At 44.0% G+C, this 18038-nt stretch carries 8 protein-coding genes; 2 read left to right on the top strand and 6 right to left on the bottom strand.

Translation table 11 applies throughout. From position 1 onward, the window contains the following. Positions 1–61: 61 nt before the first annotated feature. The 5 genes from FLA_RS29350 to FLA_RS29330 all read right to left on the bottom strand — a co-directional run bounded on the left by FLA_RS29350 (position 62) and on the right by FLA_RS29330 (position 12935). Positions 62–1237: a FecR family protein gene (locus tag FLA_RS29350; RefSeq protein ID WP_076377061.1), complete on the bottom strand. Its 1176-nt coding sequence runs from the start codon at positions 1235–1237 to the stop codon at positions 62–64. Between the two features lie 154 nt (positions 1238–1391). Further along, a complete protein-coding gene (locus tag FLA_RS29345) occupies positions 1392–1961 on the bottom strand; it encodes an RNA polymerase sigma factor (protein WP_076377059.1) in 570 nt (189 codons plus the stop codon). A gap of 165 nt (positions 1962–2126) precedes the next feature. Beyond that, entirely contained in the window at positions 2127–4127 is a 2001-nt protein-coding gene (locus FLA_RS29340; RefSeq protein ID WP_076377057.1) for a fibronectin type III domain-containing protein, read from the bottom strand. A gap of 11 nt (positions 4128–4138) precedes the next feature. Continuing rightward, the gene (locus FLA_RS29335) at positions 4139–11209 is read right to left on the bottom strand and encodes a carboxypeptidase-like regulatory domain-containing protein (protein WP_076377055.1); all 7071 of its coding nucleotides are present in this window, start codon (positions 11207–11209) and stop codon (positions 4139–4141) included. Positions 11210–11240: 31 nt separating this feature from the next. Then, on the bottom strand, positions 11241–12935 hold the full coding sequence (locus FLA_RS29330) for a hypothetical protein (RefSeq protein ID WP_076377053.1): 1695 nt from the start codon (positions 12933–12935) through the stop codon (positions 11241–11243). 129 nt (positions 12936–13064) lie between these two features. On the opposite strand from FLA_RS29330, the gene FLA_RS29325 reads away from it, so the two are divergent. Next, positions 13065–16121 (top strand): ligand-binding sensor domain-containing protein, encoded by a 3057-nt coding sequence (locus FLA_RS29325; protein WP_076377051.1) that lies wholly within the window; start codon positions 13065–13067, stop codon positions 16119–16121. 50 nt (positions 16122–16171) lie between these two features. Next, complete coding sequence (locus FLA_RS29320; RefSeq protein WP_076377049.1) at positions 16172–16813, top strand: response regulator transcription factor; 642 nt, start codon at positions 16172–16174, stop codon at positions 16811–16813. Here FLA_RS29320 and FLA_RS29315 read toward each other — a convergent pair. Continuing rightward, complete coding sequence (locus FLA_RS29315) at positions 16785–18038, bottom strand: sensor histidine kinase (protein WP_076377047.1); 1254 nt, start codon at positions 18036–18038, stop codon at positions 16785–16787. The two genes, FLA_RS29320 and FLA_RS29315, sit on opposite strands and share 29 nt — an antisense overlap.

Below are 18038 nucleotides of genomic sequence, written 5' to 3'. Positions count from 1 at the left end.
AGGGCTTTATTTGTACTCTGTTTGTTTTCTCATTTGAATGTATCAGTATAGTTTGTTTTGGTTAAGAGCGAACAACAATTACATTACCCTCCATGCTAAAATGTACAGTTCCTGTCATCTCCAGCAGTTGCAGTAGTTTGCTTAATTTATCTTTGCGGGATACCGTACACGTAAACTTAAGCTGGCGTACTTCTCCTTCATATCGAACATCTACGTTGTACCACCTGGATACCTGCCGCATAATTTGCGCAACATCTGCTCCATTAAAATAGGTGCGGCCATTTTTCCAGGCAGTCTCTTCCTCTACATCCGCCGTCTCCACTTCAATACCAGGTGCCTGGTGATGTATCACCGCGTGCTGTCCCGGATTGAGTATTTTAGAAGACCGGTCGGCAGAAGACACTTTAACAGCTCCCTCCACCAGTGTAGTAATCATGCTGGCTTCATCACTGTATGCCATCACGTTAAACGCTGTTCCTAGCACCTGCACCGATCTATCTCCCATCTTCACTTCAAAAGGATGAGCTTTGTCTTCTGCCACTTCAAAATAAGCTTCCCCCTCCAACTCCACTACCCTTGTAGCACCCGTAAATGCCGTAGGAAAGCGGATAACAGAAGAAGCATTCATCCAAAGCCTGGTTCCATCTGAAAGCGTGATAAAAAACTCACCACCCCGTGGTGTGGTAATGCTGTTATACGCCACAGCAGCACCGGCAGCATTTTGTTTATAAGCCAGCTTTCCATCCTTCATCAACACCTGCGCACCTCCCTGATTCCCAATCACCCTATCACCGTTACTGCCAAGATCCACCGTAGAATTATCAGCCAGCGTTAGAATGGCTGTATTGCGACCCGGTTCTTTTTCTGGTTTCTTCAAAGTAACAGATGCTGTTGGCGACTTCACCCCGTTATGTCCGAAGAACAAATAAGTTCCTCCCACTAAGAACAGGAATACAGCTGCTGCAGAAAGCCATCGTTGATTTCTCCTGAAAAAGCTTGCTTTCACCACTCTTGCAGGTTTATCAGCCTGCATTATTTTCTCAAAAACGGTATCATACAAAACATTGTCAGTTAAAGCAGCACCCCTATCCTCAGCAGCCATCATCTCCGCTACATGCGCTTCAAAATCAGCCCGTTGTTTACCACTCACCAGTTGATTCAACTCCTCCATTTCCTCTTCATTCAGCTTGCCCGCACTTAATCGCCCCAACAGATATTCTATTCTTGTACGATCCATCAGTTGTATTTTAAATATCACCGGCTACCATTGAATGGAGATTTTCATAACAGTAGTACCCGGTGCTATTAAAATAGACAGCACTCGTGTAAGAACGTCACGACTTTTTTATCAATTTTTTAAGAAAATTTTCGGGAAGCCTTCAAAAGCACGGTTACAGGCTGGAAAAACCTGCATCCATCATGTGTTCCCGTATTTCACGCAATGCAGCTGACAATTGATTTTTAACCGTTCCTACAGGCATATTCAAATGAGCGGCTATAGCAGCCGGCTTCATCTGCTGTTCTCTGTTCAGCCAATACAATTTTTTCTGATGCTCGGAAAGGGAGTCTACCGCCCGGTGAAGTTGAAGGGTAAGTTGCTGTAAATGTGTGCGCTCGGTAGAATCGGTTTGCTCTGTATCATATAAAGCAGTGCCAAAACCTTCTTTCCGCTGCCGGCGCTTTATTTCCCGTTGCAGATGATCGCTGTATACCCGGGAGGCGATACGATAAATCCATCCTGCTACATTTTCTATCTCCGGCAACCTGTCCCGGTAAAGCCATACGCGGATAAATGTTTCCTGGATAATATCTTCTTCTAATCCTTCCAGGCCGGAGTGCCGTCTTAAAAACGTGTGCAGGGTGGCAGTATATTGCAAATAAAATTCATAAAAGGCACGTTCATCACCTTCCGCAATTAATTGAAGATCAATTTTCTTATACTCGTGGGGAACTCCGGGCACCTGTAGTTTTTTCTCCCTTGCAAGATAGAAAAAATGCCCAATTATGCTACAGAATTGACTCATCCGGAACATAATTGGGCAAAACACCCATATTCTATCGACAATACTTTGAAAAACACCACATACCCGTCTCCGCTTTCATTGACAAAAGGCCCTGCCAGGTAATTAATATACTACATATACCTTATTACTCATCACCACCTCCATCGTGTTATCCGCCTTGTCTGGCTGTAAATAGTAATAATAAGTTTTGCCTTTATCCGCCTTGCTATCCTCAAAGCTTAATATCTCTGCATTTACCGTAGCTATTTTTTCCGGCTCATTACCACGGGTGTAGCGATACACGCCATAGGCTCTTACCCGTGCATCTGTATTTTGTTGCCAGATGAGTAGTATGCTGTTTTCGCTGGCACTCGCTGTCAGCTCCGGAGCCAGCAATGGTTGCGACGGAATATTTATTCTTGCGGTAATGGTTTGTGCACCTGTAGTGCTATCCTCATCCGCACACTCTATAGCATATACATAACTTATACCTGGCTCTGTGGTAGAATCCATAAAGGATGTAAACTCAGCGGGATAATGAAAAGCCACTGCTCTGAAAGAAGTATCCCTGTCCGATTTACGATAAATATTATAGAAGGCAAAGCTATTATCCATCAGTTTCATATCATACCATATCAGGCGCACTTTCTGGTTTTGCATCAGCACCTTTACTTCACGTGGCGACAGCAGTATTCTTTTTCCCTGCGGCTGCCTGCCTGTTACATAAGCAGGTACAGAAAAGGCACTTACCTTATTACTCAAATTTTCACTTACCACGCTATACATGTATAATGTGGCTGATTGCAGCAAGGTAGAGCTATCCAGAAACTCATTAATGGAATCCCGCACTGGCAACAATTCGCTTATTCTTTCAAACCGCTCACTACCGGAAGCTTTACGATATATATAATACCCGCTGATAACACTGGTATCCGGCGCGTTCTGCCAGCTTACCAACACCCCTTCACGTATACGCGTCGCAGTTACAAAACGGGCAGGCGCATCGTTAGTGGTATCCTGCAGCATACCAAATGTTTTCACACTTCGGGCACTGTTACGTCCCATCTTATCTGTCATCTGCAGGTAATAGTAATATTTTTTACCAGGCACTATGCGGTAATCAGCAAACAGAGTATCTGCCGGCCCCGTAATACCCACTTCTTCAAAACCAGTGCTGAACGAATTGCTGCGCATGATATGCACACTACCTATATAACCGGGATCTGGCAACAGGTAATGTACCATGATGGCTTGCTTGTCTGTATTGGCATCGGCACGCACAAATTGCGGAGTAAGCAGTTCATTGGGATTCATACAAGTTGCCGGTACTGTGTCCGACACGATATTGCCTCCGCCACCAAAAGCATTCAGCGGCACAATATAATACCGGTACATTTCACTGAACACCGCTTTATTATCCTGCATGTTATAGATCAAAGTATCTCCCTTCTGCACTGCGCCCGTCATACAATCCAGTAGTTCAAAGGTGTTATCATTCCCTTCAGCCCTGTATACCTGGAAGCGCTGTACAGGCATGGCACCTGTTACGTACCATTGCAACATAACAGCATCACGCTCTGCCTGGCGGCGTAAAAAACGGGGAGCTGGCGTTTGTAGTCTTGCAGGAAAGGAAACCCAGTTGCCCGCACGCTCTTCTGCCCCGATAGCAGTTTCTGTTTCTTTGATAATGCGATATTGATACGTGCTGCCAGCCTTCACAGTGGTATCGGCCAGTACAATATGAAAAGCCAGTTGCCCGGGCAAAAAGCCCACTTCATTTAACAGCGAATCAAAAGTGCCATACCGCTTCCATTTGCGCCATGCTTCTGCTACATCCAGTTGCTGTTCAAAACCGGGCAGCAACTGCCGGGCTTCTTCATAATTTGCCAGCACATCCGTGGCATTATCAGGATTATGAAAACGCCGTATGGTAACCCACGCCGTATTGCCTTCCCGCTCTCTGCGCTGAAATAATAACAATGAGTTCGTTGCCGTGTCTGGTAATACCGTGTTATAAACAAACACAGCATTACTTCCGGCAAAACAGTTATCGTCGTTCTGCTGTGCTATAGCCGGCAAGCAAAACAGCAAACAAAAGAAAATGTATATATATCGGGTAGCCATATACTATAAGATTATAAATAAGGTAATTTAATAGTGGTGCCGAATTTTTCGTCCAATAAGTTTACATAGAGATAGGCCTGATTAGGACTGGTAGCACTCTCTTTTTTTTCTATATCTATACCTCCAATCAAAGTAAGTGTTTTGCCAATGCCCTCTTTATGACAGCCCGGCGGCACCGTAACACCCCATACTTTTACCGACTTACAGCTGGAATTACATACTCCAAAACCCACATAGGCCGATCCACCCAACTGGGCCATCATTTCCACATTTAACTTGACATAACTTTGCGTAATCAAATCCTTAGGATTGGTAATAAAACCTGCCATTCCCTTCAAGGCCGGCAAGATCATTTTAAGGTTACCCTGTGCATTAATCTCTGCACTTAACGATACGCCTGCACAGGCAATACCGATACTGGCTCCGCCATTCACATTTACATAAGCGCCAATTTTCACACCTCCTATTACAGTAGGCGTGGTTTCGTCAAACGAAAGCATGGCATACGCATTGGCATAAAGCCCATATCCAATTTTTATACTGGCCACTGCAATGTCAATGTCTACTGTAGGCAATGGAAGTTTTACATCCACTGCTGCCACAAACAATGCCCCGTTCATCTTACCAAAGTCGCTGTTAAAACCGTTGGGTAATATACCATTATGAAATACCGGTTGAATAATCTGCAGCTTCTCATTATCAATAGTAGTGCTACCCACACAAAACGCTCCACCTGCACCATTCAGCGGGAAGGGAACTATTCTCAGTTCTTTAATATTTACGCTACCCAGGAAATACCATTCCCCTATACCACCCAGCAACATTTCTACAGCCGCATCAAAAGTGGCAGCCGGCGTTTTCATGTCAGTAATCTGCAACGAACCCACTACTGCCTTTTTCTCAAAATCGTAGGTAAGGTTAAAGGCACTATTAGGCAACATGGGGAAAGGCATATTCTTCACGCCAATCTCCGCTTTATTCGCCACCAGGTCGCCCTTCACCTCAAAGCCCATATGCGTGGGTTTATCTTCCGTCATACCATTGGCAAACACATCTCCCTCAAACCAGAAATTATTCCAATTGCCTTTATCCAATACCATAGCGCCTTTAATACCACGCATTTGCTGGCCGGTGCCTAAATTCATTGTGTTTTTAATGGTAGTATCTACATCCAGCCGGGTTGTAGCTCCATACTTCACAAACTTCACCGTAAAGCCATAAGGCGAATTAGTCACTTTGTCCCTGATAATGCCCGTTAATTCCAACCGGTTTCCGGTAAACGTTTGGTTAGCGATAGAAAACTCTACCCTTATTCCATTCGTTATCATTTTCAGTCCTGCAATGGCCGCATGCTTATGAATCAGCTTACCATTCTCTGCCGTATAGTTTAAACTATAAGGCGCATTATCCGTTCCTGTAAAGCCAGGTATACTAAAATTCAATGCCCCGTTTATTTTCAGGTAATCCTTCCCATTCTCTATTTCAAATGGAGCAAACACCGAGAAATTGTTCAACGTTAAAGAAGGATGTGCCTGCTTTAGAATAATGCGCGATTCATTTCCCTTACTGTATAAGGAGATATTCATAATTCTCAGCTTATCCCCATAAGCAAGGTCTGGCAATCCGGCAATCTCCGTTAATGAACTGTCTGCCACCTTTGGCAACAACGACAACGACCAGCAACCATATTTCTTATCATACAAGGTTCCATACTGGGCCGCTTTGTCAAACCCAAAGGACACCATGGTTTGTGACTGGTTAAAGTTGAGCTTCATTACACCCGCCAGCTGTATATTATTCAGCTCCAGATCGCCAAACCCGATAGTGGTTTCGCCAATCTCCAATCCTTTAGCTGGCACTGTTATAGCTCCGGCCTCCACATTACCCGTTAACTCCAGGTTTCCATTTTGTATATACCAGCTCTTACTGGTAATACGCCAGTTATCCAATGGAATAACCACTTCCGTAGTGCCACCAATAGCGCTCATAGCCTTATCTGTTACACGCACTTCTCCAATGTTCAGCTTAATATCCGGCGATGCAACGTTTTCCAGTTTAGTATGCACAACCGACATCAGGTGCACGCCATCTTTGGCAATAAAACTTTTATTACTGGCTTCGGTACGGTAAATATTATTCAAGGTATAGTGTACGCCGCCCGCTTTGGATTCCAACGTGTAGTTACCCGTAATAGAATTGCTCAAAGCTGTCTCGGAAGCAAACACCGGAATTTCATTAGCAACCGGCACATTGATCAGATAGTCCTTATCATACGCATTAGGCGCTTTATAAGCATTGTAATCTACCTGTGTTTTATAATCACTTGCACTTACACTTAATGCCTTGAATTCTGTTTGAGGCGCATCCAGCGACACAGTACCTTTCCACTGCACATTACCCACCAGGTTATTACTGTTCAGCGTTACAGTGCTTCTGATGGTGCCTTTTGAATCGCTTTTATTATAGGAAGTGATAGTAATACCCTTGTTAAATCCAGATAGCTTAGCTGAGTAACCCCCATGCACCGTAACATCCACTCCGTCATCATCCACAGGTATTTCCCCGGACTCTGTCTGCATTTTTGTTTTCGTAACACCCTGCCCGTCTATGCCATCCAGCGGCTTTTTAGGCGCCGGAGCATCCTTCAGCTTCACAGCAGTAAAGTGCAGATGCTTCGCTTTGGCATCTATACCAAACACACTATTACCCGTTACAGTAATACTTCCCGTAGCAAAAGTTCCCTTAATGCCAGTAGTCAAAGCTTCCATCTCTACAGGGAAACCATATAAAGAACTTAAATCCACCTTATCATTCCCTGTAAGCGCAAAGTGAACAGTTTGTGTATTTTCCTTCTGTATGGCAGCACTGGATGTCGCATTTTTTGCATTATTAGCTGCTCCACTTAAATTGATATTCGTCCCGATATTGCCTCCAACGGAATAATTATTCTGCGCCACGCCCGTAACCCCCGCGCCGTTGCCACCAGAGCTATTACCATTGGAAGTATTGGTTGATACCCCTTCCAGTTTTACCTTTTTGCTTTCCCCGATCAAACCGGTTTTTACAGCCGAAATCGTTACCGTGCTTTTATTTAAAGGCAAGCCATCTAAACTATACGCACCTGTTGCATCAGAATATACTTCTGTCACATTGCTCAACTCCTGCACATACACCCTGGCATCTTTTACAGGCTTTCCGTTCTGCGTTACCTTTCCTGATATGGTTAAAGCGGGTTCCAGCTTTATCAACAGATCTTTAGGGATATCATCATTGGAGTTATTGCTCACCCATAATGTTTTAGTAACATGCCCTGCACTGGCCACCTGCACCCTGTAGTAAGCGATGTTAGCTTCAAATGAAAAATCCTTACAATGATCTTTCAGTAACAGCACCGGATTAGCAGCTGGATTAGATGATTGCGGAACGTCCATAATAGTAACCGTACCCATCAACCCTTTGGATGTTTGAGCATCCAGCAAACACACACTGATCCTGTTCCTCCGTGTATACATTTCAAAATCAGGCAAGGTTTGCGTTGGCGAAGTGGCCTGCCCGTTAAAGTTGGGCACCTTTATTTTCTCTGTAAAAGTTTGTGTGCGGTAATGCACATTATCTTCCGGAATTACGGTAAACGTTACCGATCCGTAAGGCGTTGTTAAATCTACCCCAAGCGAACTGGTCACATATTGATTCTTGAAGAAATCCATCGTCGTCTTTATCTTCTGGCTACCCCAGCTAAACTGGTCGCCCACTACCACGTTAGCCGCAATAGGCTTGCCGCTTTCCGCATCCTTAATTTTTACATGCACCAGTTGTGGCGGTAGCAAAAAGCCCTTTACCGTTTCTTTTACGCCTGCCACCATAGGCGATCCGGAATAAATAACCTTATGCCCTGTTATAAACCCATTTTTAGAGAAGGTTACCAGCTTCCAGCCTTTATACTTACCCTGACTGGTTGGATCAGAGAAACGGAACAAAGCATCGTTGCCCGTCACCTGTGTTTCCTGTATCTGTATATTCCCATTAATGGATTCCAGCAAAAGCGCTCCCAAAACTCCATTCTCTTTAATCTCCGTTTCCATTTTCGTTGCAGGCAAAGCCTTCTTCATATCATACAAACGCACGGTTACACCCGGCAAAGCAGTCGCACTGTTATTGCTTTGCGGATACACACCTCCTTCTATATAAGGCGCCATTGCAAACAATTCCACACTCTTTGCTTCGTAGATATGCGAAGCACTTACAATATCCTTGTTAAACACAAAGTCCTGCTTCGGATAGTAGTCGGGCCAAACAAGCTTATGAAACACACTCACACTCACCGGTGCGCCATATTGCGTGGAATAATTCAGCGAAGAAGTAATACCTGACTCCGCATACACATAATACTGATCATTCGCATTGTTGAAATCGCGTGCCACCAGGTTATCAAAATGCACTTTGCCATCCGACCCTGATTCTGCATAACCAATTACATTGTACAATACATTATCTGCATCGTGCAATTGCTTCACAGGCAAATTCTTCTGTGGCCCTTCATTCGCAGGAATGCCCCATTGCTGCGGTTTTACACTCGCTTTCCGGCAAAGGAACACACGCTGCCCCGCCAGTTTTTCTTTAAGATTGGTTTGCGTATTCTTACCTGTCATTATGGGTTCAAAAGCATATTCCTTTACCCTTGCCACCAGCTCACCTACATTATAGGTATTGCCCGCCAGGAAGCGAAAGCTTTTATCGGGACTACCATAATAAGGATTGTTTATCGTAATAAACTGATCCAGCCCCAGGAATAACGCATTGCCCACACTATAATCATTATAGCCTACCAACCCTGCATTCAATTCAAAATAACCACTCTTATCAGTAGTAGCCGTAGCAAACACCCGGTTCTCGCCATTCTTATTCGTTATATCATACTGCCTGCCCGTTTCTCCCTTACTTACATCCGGCATAGTCCATAATATAGAACGGAAGCTGATGTTAACATTAGCCAGTGGGGCAGGAGCCGTATTTTTAAATTGATATTTCAATACACCTTTTACTTTCACAGACACATAAGCAGGCTTTAACTCCACCGACTTACTGGTAATTCCCGCCACCAGCAACGGACGATATTCCGGTATAGCACCAGCAGGCTGATAGCCATATTCCTTTATATCAAAATATACCGAAGCTCCTTTATACTCCGCATATACATAATAGTTCTCTGTATTGTCCAGGTTATTCACCAGGTTATAGAAATCGGCCTTCGCCTGGAAGTTGTTAGGATTACTATAATCAGCCACCTTTTGTGTAAGAGCCGATTTTTTAGCTACAATATAATAGTTAGCCCATTCTGTAAAAGTGGGCTTCTTATCTGCCTGTGAAGCAAACAGGATCTTGCCTGTGTTGTCCCCTTCACCTGCAGGCACATATTTACCCACGCCTTTAGCGTTTCCACCTTTCACACCTTTACGCAATACGTAAATATCCACCATGTCATCTGCCTTATTTTCCAGGCTTACATTCTCCTGCTTGCCCTTATCGGCCGAAAACTCTTTATCCCTGTTTATTCGTACAGATAATTTGTAGTTATCTGCAAATACCATTTGCGCACTGGCATTTACATAACTGCCCCCTTCGTCATCTACCACGTAGATATATTTAGCCGGATCGGAATAGTGCTTGTTTTTGATATTGATATAATAGCAATAGATCAGCGCCGTTCCACTGGAACTGGCTTCTGCTATATAACACCGCTTAGTGGTAGTGGCGGCAAAAGTGTAATTGCCAGCACTATCCGTAGTGGTAGTAGCAATCACCTGCCCTAAACCACCGGCAGCTACGCCCGCAGGCTGCATGCCGCCATAGCCACCCGGCAACCCGGTAACCGGTATACTGTCAATATGTAAATAAGTGATCTTTACCGAATCCTTGCCCACATTAGCCACCTGCGCACCTTCCGGCAATTGCAGGGATTTAAACGTAGTGCGCGACACCGTCTGTGTCATCGTAGTCTTCTTAATGCTCATAGCCACCGTACACAAACCATAGCAAAGCTGCAACTGCTCATTAGCCAGGTGCAGCGTATCGGCTTTTACTCCATTGAAAGCAGCAGGTAAAGAAGCCGCATCCGCAGTGCTATGAAAACGATAACTCAGCACACCTGTTATACTAAAACTGTTACCCGCCATTTTTATTGCAGGCCTGGTAACCTCTTCTCTCGAATCTGCTGTTGTTCGCAACTCTGCTCTTCCATACTTAAATACGGCAGCCCCGCTGGTGCCATTATTTTTAAACAGTATTCTGCCGGAAGGATCAGTAGCTACTACCCGCCAGGCATAATATTTATCCTTTTTCAAAGCCAGGTTACCCACATTATATACATAAGAGGTGGTTCGCACCTTTTGCGATAACAGGGGAAAACTGGCTGCATCCAATACCTGGTTAGGATTGGCATTGCGCGCAGGCATCTCCTGTATTTGTAAAGTATATTCTGTACCCACCGGCACAGCACCGGGGTTCATCCAGTTAAAGATCACCGTTTGCGGAGTAGCGGCGTTCACGCTATCGCCTGGTAATGGGTTCACTAGCACCGGCGGTTCGGGATAAGCAATGGTAAGCAAAGCACAACCCAATGGAGCAGCACCGGATAACAGCCGACCAGAATTGTAATCAAGCGCCTGCACACACAAACTATAATTACCTTCCGGCAGGCGTAGGGTACGCGCCAGGGTATTACGGTCAATGCCCTTTATATCAAAATTATTCAGATCCAATATTTCACTCAACGCAGAACCATTCAACTGCCTTACCTGGAAAGGTGCCAGTGTAATCATCTGCGACGACACAAAGCCAGGCTTGGACTGTATCGCAATACCATTATCGCCCGTAGCAGACCCCGCCAGCCTTACCTGCAGCGTATTGTTGGTAGTATTTTGCAATGTCATAAACACCTTGTTGGCATCGCTGGAAGTGTAATTAGATAAATAAGGCGAGTAAGGCGGCGTTACCCCTATGGTGATGTTTACCTGCGCCAGCGGTTGCTTCGCAAACCCCAGCAGCAGCAATACAATACCAGTAACGTATTTAATGTATCCCATAACTTTTAATTATTGTAGCTCACCGCAATGACTAAAATGTATATGCGTATGTGAAATTGGTTCTGAACTCGGAAAAAGAAGGATTCAGCGTTTCATCTTCCGAAGCGCTTCTCAGGTAGGTGAGTGTGGCATTCACACTGTTTCTTTTACTCACCCGCACCGATCCTGTAAAGCTGCCGCTGATATAATGCCCTGCCTTCACACTATTAGTAGATTGCAGCTGATAGCTCCAGTTGGTATTTAATAACAGCTTCGATTGCCATAACTGCTTATCCAGTCCCAGCGAAGGTCCATGTATCACTGTATGCACCGAAGGAGCGTCTGCCACCGTATAGTTATACACAGCCGACACATTCACCCCTGGTTTTACAAAACCTACCTGGTAAGAAAGATTACCTGTTTTACTATTCGTTTCCGAATTGGCAGCCGTAAAGCTGTTTAAATCCACCATCGCCTGGTAATTGGCTACCAGGATAATATTTTGCGTTAACTGGTCACTGTTAAACGAAAAGCGCGCCATGCCATTCAGGTTGTGATTGGTTCTCGCCACCCGTAAAGTATCAATAACCGGGTTTAAACCCCGGCTCTGGTTAATGCCATAATTGCTGTATTGCACGTTGGCCCCGAACGATTGCACGTTATAGCCCACATTTACATTACCAATCGTTTTATTAGAACGAAAACTTTTATCCTTCAATATATTATCATGCTGCCATCCCAGGCTACCACTCACTACCAGCTTACGCTGCAGCAGGAAAAAAGAAGGGGCCACAGTGTAGTTTTCCACATCCGTTTCAAAATAATAGGCCCCCATCGACTGATAATTAGGATCAATTCTTTTATACTGCAGCTTCACCGTAAATGCCTTGGCCTCATAACCAATAGCCGCCTGCGCCGCCGTCAGCGCCTGCGTGCTGGCGTTGATCTTTGCAATTCGGGTAAGCAACTTCGCATCTTTCAGCAGTTCATTGGAAAACGTATCGGCGCCCAAATCCCTGGTATATAAACTACCCGCACCATCACCTTCCAGCAATATATGCTTCAGGATCTTATACCGGAAAGAAACGCCAAACACCGCGTTTTCAGCAGGGGTAATATTATAAGAGGAAGGAAGTTTGCGAACCGAATTGCTATCATCCTTCGCCTTCAGATATATAAAGTCAATATGATTTTCTTCTGTGCCATAACCAATTTTGGCCGCATAACCCGTTCTTTTATAAGCAGGTATCTGGGTAAATACATTGGAGCTTTTAGAAGAATCGGCTTCAATGGCTTTATTAAAACGGCCATAGATGAATCCCAGTCTCAGTTTACCGGGATTCACTTCTACGCCACCGCCTAAAAATACAGCTCCCCCAAGCGTATAAGGCGAAAAAGTTAACGAACGCCACCCTGCGTGTACCGTAAGCCACTTATAGCGTGGACTGGCCCCATATTGATTAAATGGCTGCGTAAAACCTCTTTGCTGGTCCGACACCACAATACCCACCGGAAAACTGATGCCATATAACGACACTACCGGTGAACCACTCACTAAATAAGAAAATTTTCTTGCACGGGATGGAATGCCACTAACTTTATAAGTACCAATGCCTATGCCTACGGTTCCTGATATGGAAACTGGCTTTTGTTTAGCCAATTGATCAATATCCTGGGCATGTAAAAATGAAAAAGACAAGCATACAAAAACCGGCAGCAGCCCGCTTTTGTACATCAATTGGCGCATAAGCATAATTTTTAGCAGGGTGAAATTCCTTTCATAAGTATAACAAAAGTGCCTACATTCACTTTACAGATGAATACCCAAAAAGGGTTACCGCATTAACCAGGTTAATGAGTAATTTTCATTATACGTATGAACAGGATAGTGCCATATATAATATTTCTATTATTACTACTCTACCCCAACCCACTGTATTCACAGGCACTTTCTCCATTAAGCAATAATTTCCAGTTCGAATTATACAACACCAATAATGGACTAACTGATAATTTTATCAGTAAAATAGTTACAGATAAAAAAGGTTTTTTATGGATAGCTACTAAAAACGGGCTAAGCCGTTACGATGGGTTTCACTTTAAAAACTACACGCATATCCCTGGCGACAGCAGCAGCCTACGCAGTATCTGGACCACCGACATGCTATTGGATTCGCAAGGCACCTTATGGGTAAGCACCGAAGGAGGCATCTGCTATTATGATGAAGTCAATGACTGCTTCCGGTACATTAATACCAGCAAAGACATGCAGGTATTATATAAAGCTCCCCTGTGCCCGGGTAACGATCGCAGCACCATATGGGTAGCGGCAGAAGACGGTTTATGCCGTATCAACACCATTACCAAAACATTCACTCACACCTCCCTGCACCGCACCCCCGACCCTCAGTGCATTATCTCCGATAACCATAACAGGATATGGATAGGCACCCGCACCAATGGCATGTACCGCTACGATGGCACTACCCACCAGCACCAGAAGCTCAACATCCCTGTTATTCCAGCCGATTGCCAGATTATGGATTTTTATAAAGACACAGATGGAATGGTATACGGTGGCACCAATGCCGGGCTATTATGTATCAACGACACTACTATACAACTTTTCAATAAAGGTTCCGGCAATGTCAGCACTACCGACTTTGACGACATCATGTGCATTACTTCCTTTCCCAAACTTACCGGCCCCGATCGCCTGTTATGTGGCACCTACGACAATAAAGTGCTGGTGTTTGATAAAAACAAGAAAGCATTTATCTATAGCTGGCAAAACACCAATGCCAAACTAAGCAATATGCCACACGGCATTTTCTCCTGCCTGTTTACTTTGCATAATATATTATGGATAGGCACCGACCATGGCATGTATAAGCTGAACCTGGATAAACAGGATATTGTTACAGAAAACATCCCGCAAATTATGTTCAGCAGCAATATTGTACTTGTAAAACAAATATTGCAGGATCCTGAGCAAAAACACCTGTTGTGGATGACACTGGATAAACCATTAGGCGGCATTGCTATTTACAATACCACGCAAAAAAAAGTAACCCACTGGCTGCAAACACTGCCCAAGGGAAAATGCCCTGAAACCTGCACTGCTTATAACGACCTGCTAACTGATAACAAAGGCCGGATATGGGCACTGAACGATAAAGAAATTCATTGTTATAATACGAAAACACATAGCCTTACCAAACATATGCTTCCCCGCATATGCATGTCGGCCGACCTGGATAAAGAAAACAACCTATGGATTGGCACAGACAAAGGCATTTTGCATTACAACACACAAACCCGTGAATACAAGTTATTCGATCATGTATTCAACGGCACACCAGTAGAAAACAGTTCTCTCTGGTGGCAATTTGCTGCTACGGGCATCCGGCACGATGGCGCTCATACGGTGTGGGTTACCTCCATTAAATATGGACTATTCAGCTTCAATTGTAACACCGCACAGTTTACCCCTCACCGTCAACCTTTCAACACCTGTTACGAAACCAAAAACAGGTGTTCCTCCCTCAGTTTCGACAGTGCAGGCAATATATGGATAGGCACCATGGCAGGCCTTACCACCTATTACCCACGTAACGACAGCTTTGTTAACTATAACCGCATTCACGGCCTGCAATCGACCTATGTATATTCCATACGGATGGATAACCGGGAGTGTATCTGGGGCCGTGGCAATTCTGGCATATTTTACTACGACATTGCCCATAAAAAGTTCACTAACTTTTTGCTGCCAGCCGAGCAAAGCAGCGCCTTTTTCAAACAAAGAATATCCAGGGCCGATAATAAAATACTGGCGGGATTTGAAGGGGGATACAACATATTCGACGCCCCCACGCTCAGTACGGGTAACGAAGCACCACCACAGCCATACATTGCCGACTGTCATGTAATGAACAACCGCTATTATTACAACAGGGATAGCGTTGCTTTTCAACAGGCTTCCTTCGGGCATCATGCAAGCATTTTCCGGTTCGACTTCAGTGCTATTAATTACAACGATAACAATAACGCTACCTTCTTATACATGCTGGATGGGTTAGACAAAGAATGGCAAAAAACCGATATGCCCTCCTATGCCAGCTACACGCATCTCTCTCCCGGAAAGTACACGTTCAAAGTAAAAACCCGCAACAGTGCCGGTATAGAAAGCACCGTTATAGCTACCTTTCCCTTCACCATTCAAAGCGCCTTCTGGCAAACCTGGTGGTTTTACACATTGATAGCATGCGCTTTAATGGCTTTGTTATATGCTTTATACCAGGTGCGCATTAAAAGGGTTACCGCATTATACCGGCTGCGGTCTAAAATAAGCAAAGACCTGCACGACGATATTGGCGCAGCCCTCAGCAGCATCAGCATTATGAGCGCTGTTACACAAAGAAAGATAGACAGCCACCCGCAGGAAGCTAAAATAGTAGCTACCAGGATTGAAAACACCAGCCGGAACATGGTAGGCGCTATTAGTGATATGGTATGGAGCATTAACCCGGATATAGATACACTGGAGCAAATTATTATACGGCTGCGCGAGTATATGAGCAACATGTTTGATGAAACACAAACGCAATACCTGTTGCATTGCTCGCCACAGTTGCTTACCCGGAAAATTAGCATGGAGTTACGTAAAGACATTTACCTCATCAGTAAAGAAATCATCAACAACACCGTTAAATATTCAGCCGCCAAACATTTTACCCTCTATTTTTCTATAGAACAACATATGCTGGTAATGAATGCAGAAGACGATGGGGTAGGGTTTGATACCACACAAACAAAAAAAGGCAATGGCTTATATAATATCATACAAAGGGTTAAAGAGCAAAAGGGCAGAAGCAGTATCACCTCCGACAACAATGGCACACGCTGGCTTATTAAAATGCCCCTGTTAAAATAACCCCAATTGGGTATTTTCACCCCATTAAAGCACCACTACATTTGACTAGCATGAGGAGTATTAAAATAATCATATTTGAAGACAACCCGTTAATGCAGCAGTCTTTATCCGATCTGCTACAGTTACAGCCGGACTTCGAAGTAGCAGGGGTGTATTCAAACGCCAAACATATCTGCCGTTTATATGCACAGCACCAACCAGATATTATTCTGTCGGATATAGACATGCCTGAGGTAAACGGGCTGGAAGGCATTAGCCAACTCAAGAAAGAATACCCCGAAGCAAAAACATTAATCCTTACCGTATTTGACACCAACGACAACATACTTAATGCCATATGCCTGGGAGCGGATGGCTATTTGCTTAAAAGCACCCCACCTGAAAAAATTATAGAAAGCATTAAAGATGTGATTGAAGGCGGTTGCCCGTTAACCCCTTCGGTAGCAAAAAAAATACTCACGCATTTTCCTAAAACCCGCTTTGTAGCTCCCAAACAGGAAGAAAGCCTGAGCGAGAAGGAAAAGGAAGTACTGGAATACATGGTGAAAGGATACAGCTATAAGATGATAGCCAATAGCCTGAATAAAAGCGTAGAAACCATACGCGTTCAAATAAAAAGCATCTACCGCAAACTGCATGTTAACTCCAATGCAGAAGCTATTATTAAGGCAATGAATGGTTATGGTAAATAACACCCTGTTTTTCTGGCAGGGTAATTACAAAAGTAGCACCTTCATTTATCTCGCTGGCAGCGGTAATAAAACCGCTGTGCTGCTCCATTATCTTTTTGCAGATAGATAGCCCTATACCCGAACCTTCTATTTCATGATAGCTATGCAGGCGCTTAAATACAACAAAGATGTCTTCACTATATTTTTTTTCAAAACCAATACCGTTATCAACCACAAATATTTTGTAATAGTTGTTATCGCCAGTAGCTGACTGCTCGGCATAAATATGCACTTCCGGCACGGTGTCTTTTTTTCTAAACTTGATAGCGTTGCTTATCAGGTTATAAAACACCTGCCGCATTAAGGTAGGTATCACATGCGCTACCGGCAAAATACCTAAAGTTATTTTTGCCTTAGACTGATGAATTGCAATTTCCAGTTCACCTAAAGCTTCCTTAACAATATCATTTAAATCGGCAGTTACAAAATCTCCGCCCTGCACCGCATGTCGCGAAAACCGTAACAGGTCGTTCACCAGTTGCTGCATGCGGATAGTAGCGTTGATAATTTTAGTGATATACTTATCTACTTCCCCTTCGGTATCTTTCTTCTGCATGATCATGTCACTAAACACTCTTATCTTTCGCAGAGGCTCCTGTAAATCATGCGAAGCGATATAGGCAAAGCGATCCAGTTCTTCATTCACTGCTTTCAGGTGAATATTATTCTGTACCAGCAAGCGGTTTAAATCCCTCACCTTTTGCTCCGATGCCTCGCGCTCTTCTATCTCTTTTTGCAGCGAAGCATTAATGTTGAGCAATTTAGTTTCCTGCGCCTGTAATGATTGTGTTTTCTGATAAAGCTCTACAAACAATCCCACCTTTACACGAAGCAGTTCAGGGTTAATAGGCTTGTAAATAAAATCAACCGCACCCACCTTATATCCCTTGAAAATGGCTTCATCTTCATTATGTGCGGTAATAAAGATGATAGGTACGTTCTTCAGCTTGTCACGCTGATAAATCAACGCTGCCGTTTCAAAACCATTCATGTCCGGCATTTGCACGTCCATCAATATCAATGAAAAATCAAATTCCCTCAGCAATATCTTCAACGCAGCCCTACCCGAACCAGCCTTTACAATATGGTAATTTTCTTTTTCCAGTATGGACTCGATAGATAACAGGTTATCGGGTCGATCGTCCACAATTAATATTTTGATAGTCTCTTTTTCCTGCACTGCCAT

Source organism: Filimonas lacunae (assembly GCF_002355595.1).
Classification (GTDB): Bacteria; Bacteroidota; Bacteroidia; order Chitinophagales; family Chitinophagaceae; genus Filimonas; species Filimonas lacunae.
This window is presented reverse-complemented; position numbering and strand designations above follow the sequence as displayed.